Annotated in this window: 9 protein-coding genes; 5 read left to right on the forward strand and 4 right to left on the reverse strand. The window is 44.2% G+C overall.

Annotated features, from left to right (window positions below):
• Positions 1-10: 10 nt before the first annotated feature.
• From AC23P2_RS23095 to AC23P2_RS23105, 3 genes are read right to left on the reverse strand one after another with little or no spacing between them, the layout of a single operon-like run.
• Positions 11-3283 (reverse strand): MopE-related protein, encoded by a 3273-nt coding sequence (locus tag AC23P2_RS23095; protein ID WP_487775465.1) that lies wholly within the window; start codon positions 3281-3283, stop codon positions 11-13.
• Positions 3232-3507 carry a hypothetical protein gene (locus AC23P2_RS23100; protein ID WP_487775394.1) on the reverse strand — a complete coding sequence of 92 codons (276 nt, stop codon included), beginning with the start codon at positions 3505-3507 and terminating at the stop codon, positions 3232-3234. The genes AC23P2_RS23095 and AC23P2_RS23100 overlap by 52 nt, the downstream gene beginning before the upstream one ends.
• The gene (locus tag AC23P2_RS23105) at positions 3461-3841 is read right to left on the reverse strand and encodes a hypothetical protein (protein ID WP_487775395.1); all 381 of its coding nucleotides are present in this window, start codon (positions 3839-3841) and stop codon (positions 3461-3463) included. The genes AC23P2_RS23100 and AC23P2_RS23105 overlap by 47 nt, the downstream gene beginning before the upstream one ends.
• Before the next feature lie 891 nt (positions 3842-4732).
• On the opposite strand from AC23P2_RS23105, the gene AC23P2_RS23110 reads away from it, so the two are divergent.
• The 5 genes from AC23P2_RS23110 to AC23P2_RS23130 all read left to right on the forward strand — a co-directional run bounded on the left by AC23P2_RS23110 (position 4733) and on the right by AC23P2_RS23130 (position 8379).
• Positions 4733-6325, forward strand: a complete 1593-nt coding sequence (locus tag AC23P2_RS23110; RefSeq protein WP_487775396.1) for a tetratricopeptide repeat-containing sensor histidine kinase — start codon at positions 4733-4735, stop codon at positions 6323-6325.
• Between the two features lie 30 nt (positions 6326-6355).
• Entirely contained in the window at positions 6356-6970 is a 615-nt protein-coding gene (locus AC23P2_RS23115) for a response regulator (RefSeq protein WP_487775397.1), read from the forward strand.
• Between the two features lie 344 nt (positions 6971-7314).
• Complete coding sequence (locus tag AC23P2_RS23120) at positions 7315-7503, forward strand: transposase (RefSeq protein WP_487775398.1); 189 nt, start codon at positions 7315-7317, stop codon at positions 7501-7503.
• 119 nt (positions 7504-7622) lie between these two features.
• Positions 7623-8165, forward strand: a complete 543-nt coding sequence (locus AC23P2_RS23125; protein WP_487775399.1) for a transposase family protein — start codon at positions 7623-7625, stop codon at positions 8163-8165.
• Positions 8116-8379, forward strand: coding sequence for an integrase core domain-containing protein (locus AC23P2_RS23130; protein ID WP_487775400.1), 264 nt, complete (start codon positions 8116-8118; stop codon positions 8377-8379). The genes AC23P2_RS23125 and AC23P2_RS23130 overlap by 50 nt, the downstream gene beginning before the upstream one ends.
• A 592-nt stretch (positions 8380-8971) precedes the next feature.
• Here AC23P2_RS23130 and AC23P2_RS23135 read toward each other — a convergent pair.
• A partial coding sequence (locus AC23P2_RS23135; RefSeq protein ID WP_487775401.1) for an HYR domain-containing protein occupies positions 8972-11500 on the reverse strand: 2529 nt, incomplete at its 5' end.

Raw genomic sequence — 11500 nt, forward strand, 5'->3', positions numbered from 1 at the left:
CATCCGCACACTATCTAGCCAATTTACTAATCTTGAAATCTTGCCTCTGTTCAGAGGATATAACCCGTAATACATAACTCCCCGCTACATAGCCTTCCATTGAAATATCCTCCACATGGTCAGATTCCAAATCAAACAATGAACGCCGATACAACTCCTCACCTCCCAATCCAACCAACACCAACAAAACCTCCCCCTTAATCGACTGGTTGAAACGTAACGACAAAATGCTACCCACTGGATTACCCAAGATACTCACCCAAGAGTCAATAGATGAATCAACAGATATCCCAAACAAATCATCTACCCCAACTCGGAGACCACACGGAAAATTCGTCACCAATACCCCATTCTGCATCGTCAAAACACAGCCTGAAGATGAGGTGCCTTCTACTGTGTATGTCCCCGTTTCAAGCGTCGAACCAAAACTCAACTTCTGACCTGTACCTGATAATACATTGCTACCATATAACCCTCCATTGCGCTTCAACTGGTAATTAACACCTACTTGGGAACTGGATAACCCCAAAGTAACACTTCCGCTTCCACACAAACTGCCCCCACCCGTCACTTGAAACTTGCTCGGCTTGCTAACATTGTAATAGACCACCTCCCCACTCGACTCCGTAATACATCCACTCGTCTTATCCTTGGCGATCACACGATAAGTGCCCCCAAAACTCGGAATACCAAAACTTAAAACACCTCCATTCCCATTCACTTGCTGGCTAGTCCCCAACGAATTGTAGTACAACTGGTACAAGGTGTTCAATTCTGAACCAGAGGTTAAAATAGCAGAAACGTTATTACAGCCCAGATAGCCTCCCCCTGTGATACCAAATGGCGAAGGTGAGGACTTGACAACAATCGATGGTGCTGCTACTTTAACACTCTCACAACCAAGTGAACTCACACAACTCACCCAGTAACTAGGCATCTCGCGCCTAATCGTTATGGTAGAGCTTGGAAGGGCAGAATTAGGTGAATCTGATGAATACCACCGTACGGTATGAGCTCCACAATGAGCGGAGAGTGTCACGGTTTCACCTGGACAACCCGTCGTTTTACTCACAGTTACTTGTTGGGGGGGAACAGGAGGCACACCAATCGTCAACTCAATCACGCCCGAATAGGTCGAAGCACAAGCCGCATCACAAGCCGCTTGGTAGCGGTGAGGTTGGTTATTGGATAATTGGGAAACTGGGGCATTGGCCGACCAAGAACTCCATGCGCCACTGCCCACCTGCACGCGCCAAACAGGAGAACCCGAAATACACGAACCCGAAACATTAAATTGTAAACTATTAATAGGATTCGCATCCGTGTCGCAGAGAACAGGGTTGTTGCCTTCGTTGAGCGTTTGTTGCAATGTAGTCAACGAAATCGTGGGGGAGCCTTGAATAGCAACACTCGCCGTCGTGCTCACTGCCGAACAACCACCCGAAGCCCCAAGCGTGTAGGTTATCGTGTACATTCCTGCCGTAGATGTACTTGGATTGATTGCTCCCGTCATCCCGTCGATGGATAAACCTGAAGTTGAGCTAAATATTCCACCGCTATTGCCTGTTAAAGTCACAACCACGTTGGTCACACTTTTACAAAAAGGAGTACCCGCGTAATTGATTGTCGCGCTTGGACTATTGATAATCGCAGAATTACTGTCATTACAATCCCCTGTAGTTGAAGTCAACTCACTCGCTGCTTTGTAACCCGATGGCCTCAAACATTGCGTCATGCTCGCTGCGCCTGTTTCAGCATATCCATCATCGTCACTGTCTTTGTACCACACTTGGCCTGGTTTCTCCAATACACTATTGTCATTACAATCTGTATTATTGGTCACATAACCCGCTGGTGCGCTACACGCTTGCTGGCTTATGGCTGGATTACCAAATCCATCGTTGTCCGCATCCGCGTAGTAAGTGGTGCCCCCCCCTTCGTCGGTAGAGCCGTTGCAATTGTTATCGATACCGTCGCATACTTCCGTCGCTCCAGCATTTATCGCAGCTACGTTGTCGTTGCAATCCCCAGTTGTTGCGATTAGCTCTGCTGCTACTTTATAGTTTGTTGGCCGCAGGCACTGCGTCAAGGTTGTACCACTGGAATAACCATCGTTGTCCACATCCGCATACCAGATTTGACCCGGTTTTTCCAAAGCATCGTTGTCATCACAATCAGTATTGTCCGTGACATAACCGCTGGGTTGACTGCAAGCTTGTTGACTGATAGCTGGGTTGCCAAATCCATCGTTATCGGCATCGGCATAATAGGTCATCAGACCACCTTCATCGGTAGAGCCATTGCAATTGTTGTCGATGCCATCACAGATCTCGGTCGCAGCGGGGTTGATGGCACCATTGTTATCGTTGCAATCGCCGTTGGGTGCTGTCAGTTCGGAAACTACTTTGTAACCTTCTGGGCGCAGGCATTGCGTAAGTGTAGTACCATCAGAATATCCGTCATGATCTACATCCGCATACCAAACTTGATCCGGTTTTTCAAGTTGATCATTAGCATTACAATCCGTGTTATCGATCACGTAGCCAGCAGGTTGACTGCAAGCTTCCTGGCTTACTGTAGGATCGCCAAAACCATCGTTATCACTATCTGCGTAGTAAGCCCTAGTTAACCCTTCGTCCGTGGTACCGTTACAGTTGTTGTCTTTGCCATCGCAAATCTCGGGTGCACCAGGATAAACCGTATTGTCACCCCCGTTGCAATCGCCGTCCAGGGTTGCAGTATAAAAACCCAGTGGCCCACAGATGTCTCTAAAAGCAGCGCTCTCCCCAAAACCATCGCCATCTGCATCATAATAGTAGCGGATGATCGTAAAGCCTTCATCCAATATGCCGTTGCAATTGTCGTCGATGTCGTTGCAAAGCTCTACCTCCCCAGGATTGATGTTGGCGTCGTTGTCATTGCAATCGCCCCCCTGCGTTGCGGTATAAAAACCACTGGGTGAACAATCATCAATAAAAACCACACTTTGACCATAACCATCCCCATCCGTGTCGTAAAAATAACGGGTAATGAAACCCTCATCGATTTGCCCGTCGCAGTCGTTGTCTTTGCCATCGCAAATTTCTGTCGCACCCGGATAGATGTTGGCATCGTCGGCGGTACAATCGCCAGTCAGCGTTGCGGAATAAAAACCACTGGGTGCACAAGCGTCAATATAGGCAGCAGCTTCCCCATATCCATCTCCATCAAAATCGTAGTAGTAGCGGGTGGTCACCCCTTCATCCACCGAACCATCGCAATCGTTGTCAACTCCGTCGCAGATGGGTTGATGGCGCTATTGTCGTCATTGCAATCGGTATTGTCAAGCACATAGCCGCTGGGTTGACTAGAAGCTTGTTGACTAACGGCAGGATTGCCGAAGCCATCATTGTCTTGGTCAAGAAAATAAGTTGTATTTCCTCCATTGGTCTGTGATTCAGTTGAACCAAAAGTGCGACTATTACCCACTATACCCCCTCCCCTCCGTACCAATGAGGTTGTAGGCACTACTGTTAGTTACGTTATTACGAATATTGGCAGATAACGATGCAGTTTTTTCAGCAACAGCTGTACCGCCATCAATAGTCAGGCTTTTATTAACATCAAGTTCTTCAGAAGTAAGCGCTACCGTTGTAACGCCTGATAAAACAATAACATCCCCCCCTATGGCATTGGCAATAGCCTGGCATAAAGAACCAGCGCCAGTATCATTACCGTTTGTGACGGTGATAGTGGCTGCTTGGACCTGTAGAGAAAGCACGAGAGCAAAGAGGAGGAACCAAGCCATGAGGCGAGGTAAGGTATTATTGCCCAAAAAATAAATGTAAATTAGTTCTTTCATCTTGATAGAATTAAATTTTGTGTAGTAATTGATTTCATTTTGGATTGTTTTGAACGTGTGAATCTTACATGCAACAAAGCAGCAATAAGACACCCAGAAGGACGATGATGGAGAGTTTTGTCATGGTTTGATAGAAAGCAAAAAGTTTATTGATTTAGACCGCAATTGTGCGCCCACAAACATACGGCTGAGTTCTCAAATCGTGTTAACTCTAATGTTCCAATCCTTTGTTCTAATGTTCCATTTTCCCAATTTTCTTTTGCTCTAATGTTCCAATCTTTTGCTCTAATGTTCCACTCGCTGATTATCAGGTAGTTACAAAAAGTCGTTTTTCGACCGTTTTTACAAAAAGAGAGCCTCCAAAAATTGGAGGCCCTCTAAGCACTACGATATTAAAGCTACTACATTTTAATTCACTTTGGGCGCATCAAGCACCGTTTCTTGATATGTGTTGGGTCAGACTTTTTCAGTTTTATAAACCCAAAAAGTCGATGTTGAATTAGGTCTTGTCTCAGTAAAAATGCTTGGTTAGTTTATGCGTTAAATTTGAAGCCACAAATAAATGCCAAAAAAAATCGAAAAAAAATAAGGGTTAACCCTTATTTTTTGGATACTTTTAGGAGTTTTTTAAGGAAATATGTTCCATTAATGGAAATACTGACATTTTAGTATAGATTTCTCAAAAAAAACCTTATCTCACCCCTCTCCAAGATGGGCGAAGTAGCCCGCGCGGAGAATTTGGGATAAGATAAGATTGGTTTATAATAAAGTAGGGTAATTATATGTGCAGTACAAAGGTCTGTCGAAAAAAATTGAAAAAAAATAAGGGTTAACCCTTATTTTTTGGAACAACAGCAACCAAGTATTACACTCGTTTTCTGATCAAATGTTATGAAATTCATTTATGTTTACTTATTCTGGATCATGGCTTTGAATCAGGTTTGGGGGCAAAAAACATCAAGTCCGCTGCCCACTCCATCGATAAATAAGCTCGGATTAGAAGTATATGTGCTCAACAACGCATTTCGCTACGATTCGTCGATTGTCCTGCTTCGCCGCGTAATTGATGCCCCCAGCACTTCCAACGAAGAACGTTTTTACGCTTTTCTGTACTTGTCGCATACCTACAAGCGGTTGTTTGATTACACCTCCACTTTGGAGCAACTAGACTCAGCCTTGGTGTATGGTCGCAAAACCGCCCACCGTGCTTACTTTGAAGCCAACATTTCTTGCCAGAAGGCGTATGTTTTATTCGATACCCACCGCTACGAGGAGGCCGACCAACGAATGCAACAGCTCGCCCGCACCAACTACCAGTATTTGGACGAAGAGCAACGGGCAAAAATCAACATGCAGGAAGCCTATTTGATGTATTTGAAGAAACGCTATCCTAGTGCCGAACAACGCTACTACGAGGCACTTACGCACCTCCAACGCAGCAGCACCTGCGACGTACCGATGATTTATACAAAGCTCATTCAGCTTTACGAAAAAATGGGCAACGAAGCAGGGATGCGAAAAGCCGCCGCCCAGTCGCTCAAAGCCGCCGACTCCTGCAAAATCACCAAATATGGGCTTTATACGTACGAGGAATTATATAAATCCTACGAACGACTAGGGAACATCGACGCAGCGTTTTCCGCCCTCAAAATCTATGATTCTCTCAACACCGTTTATAAGCAAGAAGAACATCTCTCTGCCCTCAAAGACCGTGAGTTAAAATACCAACAAGAAAAAAACAAAATCAACGAAAAACTCTACCAATCAAGTTTAAAAAACGAACAACAAAAGAACCTCATTCTGATAGGTATTTTGGTGACTCTTTCGGGTTTTGTGGCGTATTTTATTTTGTGGCAACGAAAAAAACGATTGCAGACCGAAAAAGAAAGAAACTTACATTATACCAAACAACTGTTGGAAAAAACCGAAGAAGAACGCAAGCGAATTGCGGGAGATTTGCACGACAGTATTAACTATGAACTGTTGTCGCTCAAAAAAAGTGACAAACAAGACGCGGGAGTCATCAATGATAAGATTGACCAAATCATCAACGACGTTCGGATCATAAGTCGCAACTTACACCCCGTGATGTTTGACAAAATTGGGTTAGAACCGAACATCGAACAACTGATAGAGCGGTTTCAAACACAGCACAACCTGATGGTGAGCACCGAATTTGACTACCATGGCTCACTGAGTTCGGAGGCTGAGTTACAGCTTTACCGCATCATTCAAGAGGCATTGACAAACATCATTAAGTATGCTAAAGCGCACGCGGCCAAAATCACCCTGGGCGAATCTGCCGAAAAAATTCACCTGCAAATCCGCGACAATGGCGTCGGTTTTGACGTGGCAAAAACCCTGTCGAGTACCCAGGCTTTCGGGCTTCATAATATTATAGAACGTAGTCGAATCATTGGTGGAACCACACATGTTCATTCATCTTCAGAAGGCACAGTGATTGACGTAGAAATAGCTAAGTAAATGACGAACTGTACATTAGATGTAAACTCGATGAGTATATTAATTGCCGATGACCATCCTTTAACACTCTACGGCACCCAATCGTTTGTTTCCTCACTGGGGTACAAGGTGGTGCATATCTGTAGCGATGGACAAGAAGCGTTTGAATGGATTGTAAAAAATCAACCAACGATGGCGATTTTGGACATCAGTATGCCCCAAATGGACGGCTTAGAAGTACTCGAAAAGCTTCATCAGCGGGGTATTTCTACGCGAATCATTCTGTTTACGATGCACAAAGAAGCCACAATTTACAAACGTGCAAAAAACATGGGTTTGTCAGGTTATTTGCTCAAAGAAGGTTCAGAAGATGAATTAAAACTTTGTTTAGAAACCGTCGCTCAAGGTGGCAAATACATGAGCAAGTTAATTTTAAGAGAAGTAAATAAACACCAAACCAGCGAAAGTGAAGAGTTGACTTTTGCCGAAAAGAAGGTACTTGAACTCATCGCACAACAAAAAACATCCAAACAAATCGGTGATTTGCTATTTATTTCGGAAAAAACGGTCGAAAAACACCGTTCAAACATCATTCAAAAACTCAATTTGCCCAAAGAAAAAAACATACTTCTCCACTGGGCAATGAAAAATTTTTTAGACAAATAATGCAAGGGGCAAGTTGCCCCTTGCATTATTTGCCCCTTGCTACGGTGCTTTCACCACTTTCAAAGTAGCTTGTTGCATCTCCGTCGATACCTTCAAGAAATACATTCCCTCAGGCAATTTGGGGTGGTCCTCAAACGGTGGACACTTTACTTTGCAAATTTAAAAATTGATTTTGATTAAAGATTTCTTCAAATTTTTCTGGACTTTGGTAGCCCAAAGATGAGTGTCTTCGCTTACGATTATAATAGACTTCAATGTAGCGGCCTGTCATACCTGTGTCTCTAAGTGACTACTTTTGTAGTAGAAAGTTATCAAAATAGATTTAACTTTCTAAACAAAAACAAATGAAAAGTAGCCGATTTAGCGAAACACAGCGCAGAGCGATTGTGGATTCCCAAAAGAGTAAAACGGTAGAATCGATTTGTCAGCAACACCAAATAAGCCCTGGGACTTTTTACAAGTGGAAGGAGAGTTTCAGTATTCAAAATAATGAGGACAAAAAACGTCTGAAAGAGCTGGAAAAAGAGAACTAACAGCTTAAGAAAATGTACGCCGAATTAGAGTTGGAAAAGCGAGTCATCAGCGATGCCTTGGAAATTGCCAAAAAGCTTGTAGCTCAGAAGAAAAAGACCAACTTTTGAGCCAAGTCCAAGTGAAGAATCAAGGTCTAAGCCTACGCAAACTCTGTAAATATTTAGCTTGGCGACGGCAAACGGTGTATGCTCGTCGTCATTACAAACCACAACAAGCCAAAGAAGTTTCTGATAGGACAATAGTTGATTTATACAAATCAGTAAGGAAGGATTACATTGCTTGGGGATTTGCCATGATTTATGCTTATTTACGTCATAAGGGGCATATTTTTTGCAAAAAGCGAGGACATCGTTTGTACAAACAAGCCCAGTTAAGCTTGCACAAGAAGCCGCAAAAAGCCCGAATTCACAGAGAATTCAGAGATTTATTACCGCCTAACTCTATTAATGAAGGCTGGGCGATGGATTTTCTTTCAGAAGTCATCATTGAGCCTACCCAACAATGGGTGCGTATTATTAATATCGTTGACGAATGCTCAAGAAAAGACCTGTGGGTAGAAGCCTGTGAACATATTAAGGCCCCCAAAATTGACAGAAATATTAGACAAATTAGTGTTCATCAGAGGGCGGCCTGCTTACATCCGAACCGACAATGGCTCTGAGTTTATCAGTGATAAATTAGCCAAATGGGCCGTAAAGAATGGGATTGAATTGCGTTTTATTCAACCGGGTAAACCTACCCAAAATGGCATCATTGAGCGACTTAACGGCACGCTCAGAAGAGAGTGTTTAAACTTGAATTGGTTTTATTCGCTCTCAGAACTTAACCAACACTTGGATAAATGCGGGGCGGCCCGTGCCGTATTACACCTATAATTTTGATCGACCTCATAAGTCCATCAATTATTTGACCCCTGATGCTTTTGAAAAGCAAAATCAAAGTATCTACTATAAAATGGTTGCATCAGAAAGCAGGTAGGACAGTATCGCTAAAACTTCTCGAAAAAACAGTGCTGAATCATATTCGGCGTTCACAGTTTTTTCTCCCCAAAAATTTCCCCATTCCTTCGCCCTTTCTTGATAGTTTTTATGTAAAAAACGCTCATACTGAGCCCTTCTCTCAAAAATAATAAGGCATAAAAAAGCAGTATAAACAAGTAACGATTAAAGAGTCATTTCAAAAACTTTGGGTTCTATAGCAAATATATACTGATTACCTATGCTTTTTAACCGAAAAACAATAAGTTTTTTAGGATACATTCGATTTTTTATACCCAAAGAAGTCTTTTAACAAAAAAGGGAGACGCACGATCGTGCGTCTCCCTTTCAGTCAAAATATATGCACGCCGTTATTACCCTTTCACTACTTTTAACGTAGCTTGCTGTTCAGGCATTGTTACCTGTAGAAAGTACATCTCTCCATCTCTCGACTAGATACCCAACAATTATAGCAATCTTTAATCGCATACTACCTAGCCAATTTACTAATCTTGAAATCTTGCCTATGTTCAGAGGATATAACCCGTAATACATAACTCCCCGCTACATAGCCTTCCATTGAAATACTCTCCACATGACCAGATTCCAAATCAAACAATGAACGCCGATACAACTCCTCACCTCCCAATCCAACTAACACCACCATAACCTCTCCATTAATCGACTGGTTGAAACGTAACGACAAAATACTACCCACTGGATTACCCAAGATACTCACCCAAGAGTCAATAGATGAATCAACAGATATCCCAAACAAATCATCTACCCCAACTCGGAGACCACACGGAAAATTCGTCACCAATACCCCATTCTGCATCGTCAAAACACAACCTGAAGATGAGGTGCCTTCTACTGTGTATGTCCCCGTTTCAAGCGTCGAACCAAAACTCAACTTCTCTCCTGTCCCTGATAATACATTGCTACCATATAACCCTCCATTACGCTTCAACTGGTAATTAACACCTACTTGGGAACTGGATAACCCCAAAGAAACACTTCCGCTTCCACACAAACTACCCCCACCCGTCACTTGAAACTTGCTCGGCTTGCTAACATTGTAGTAAACCACTTCCCCACTCGACTCTGTAATACATCCACTCGTCTTATCCTTGGCTATCACACGATAAGTGCCTCCAAAACTCGGAATACCAAAACTTAGAACTCCTCCATTCCCATTCACTTGCTGGCTAGTCCCCAACGAATTGTAGTACAACTGGTACAAGGTGTTCAATTCTGAACCAGAGGTTAAAATAGCAGAAACGTTATTACAGCCCAGATAGCCTCCCCCTGTGATACCAAATGGCGAAGGTGAGGACTTGACAACAATCGATGGTGCTGCTACTTTAACACTCTCACAACCAAGTGAACTCACACAACTCACCCAGTAACTAGGCATCTCGCGCCTAATCGTTATGGTAGAGCTTGGAAGGGCAGAATTAGGTGAATCTGAGGAATACCACCGTATGGTATGAGCTCCACAATGAGCGGAGAGTGTCACGGTTTCACCTGGACAACCCGTCGTCTTACTCACAGTTACTTGTTGGGGAGGCACAGGAGGCACACCAATTGTCAAGGTGATCACGCCCGAGTAAGTTGATTCACAACTAGCATCACAAGCCGCTTGGTAACGGTGGGGTTGGTTATTGGAGGGTTGCGAAATGGGGGCAGTTGCCGACCAAATACTCCATGCGCCGCTACCCACTTGCATCCGCCAAACGGGATTTCCCACTACACACAAACCCGAAACATTAAACTGTAAACTGTTAACTGGATTCGCGTCCGTGTCGCACAAAACAAGATTATTGCCTTCGTTGAGCGTTTGCTGGAGCGTCGATAACGTAATTGTCGGCTTGCCTTGCACCGTTACTGTGAACGAGCATTCCGTCGTTTGACCATTGGCAGCCATTACCTTAAACATGTTTGTTGTCACACCGACGGGATAAACTACTCCCGTTCCTAAACCCGACGTCTGAGTAGTTACTGCACCTGCACAATTATCTGCTCCGACAGGCGGAACATACGTAACGAGAGTGTTGGCACATACCACAATATTCGCAGGGCAAGCAATCGTAGGCGCTTCCGCATCCACCACCGTCACTGTAAATGAGCAAGTTGTCTTTTGGCCATTCGCCGTCACTTCAAATGTATTTGTCGTTGTCCCAACTGGGAAAGCTGCGCCTGAGGCTAATCCCGCAATTTGCGTCGTCGTTGCCCCTGAACAATTATCTGTTCCTACGGGAGCCGTGTAGTTCACCACCGCAGAGCATTGACCTGCCTCGTTGTTCACACTGATATTGGCAGGACAAATAATCATCGGGGGTTCGGCGTCTACTACCGTCACCGTAAATGAACAAGTCGTCTTTTGGCCATTCGATGTTACTTCAAAGGTATTCGTCGTTGTCCCAACGGGGAAAGCTGCACCTGAGGCTAAACCCGCAATTTGCGTCGTCGTTGCGCCTGAACAATTATCCGTTCCAACAGGAACCGTGTAGTTCACTACCGCTGAACATTGACCTGCGTCGTTGTTCACACTGATATTGGCTGGACATGTAATGGTCGGGGGCTCGGCGTCCACTACCGTCACCATAAATGAACAAGTCGTCTTTTGACCATTCGCCGTTACTTCAAAGGTATTTGTCGTTGTCCCAACTGGGAAAGCTGCGCCTGAGGCCAACCCTGCAATTTGTGTCGTCGTTGCCCCTAAACAATTATCCGTTCCAACGGGAGCAGTATAGTTCACTACTGCAGAGCATTTACCTGCCTCGTTGTTCACACTGATATTGGCTGGACAAGTAATCGTCGGGGGTTCGGCGTCAACCACCGTCACCGTAAATGAACAAGTCGTCTTTTGACCATTCGCCGTCACTTCAAAGGTATTCGTCGTTGTCCCAACGGGGAAAGCTGCGCCAGAGGCCAGTCCCGCAATTTGCGTCGTCGTTGCACTTGAACAATTATCACTTCCTACGGGAGTTGTATAGTTCACCACCGCCGAACACTT

The organism is Runella sp. R0.1_18, from assembly GCF_057652155.1.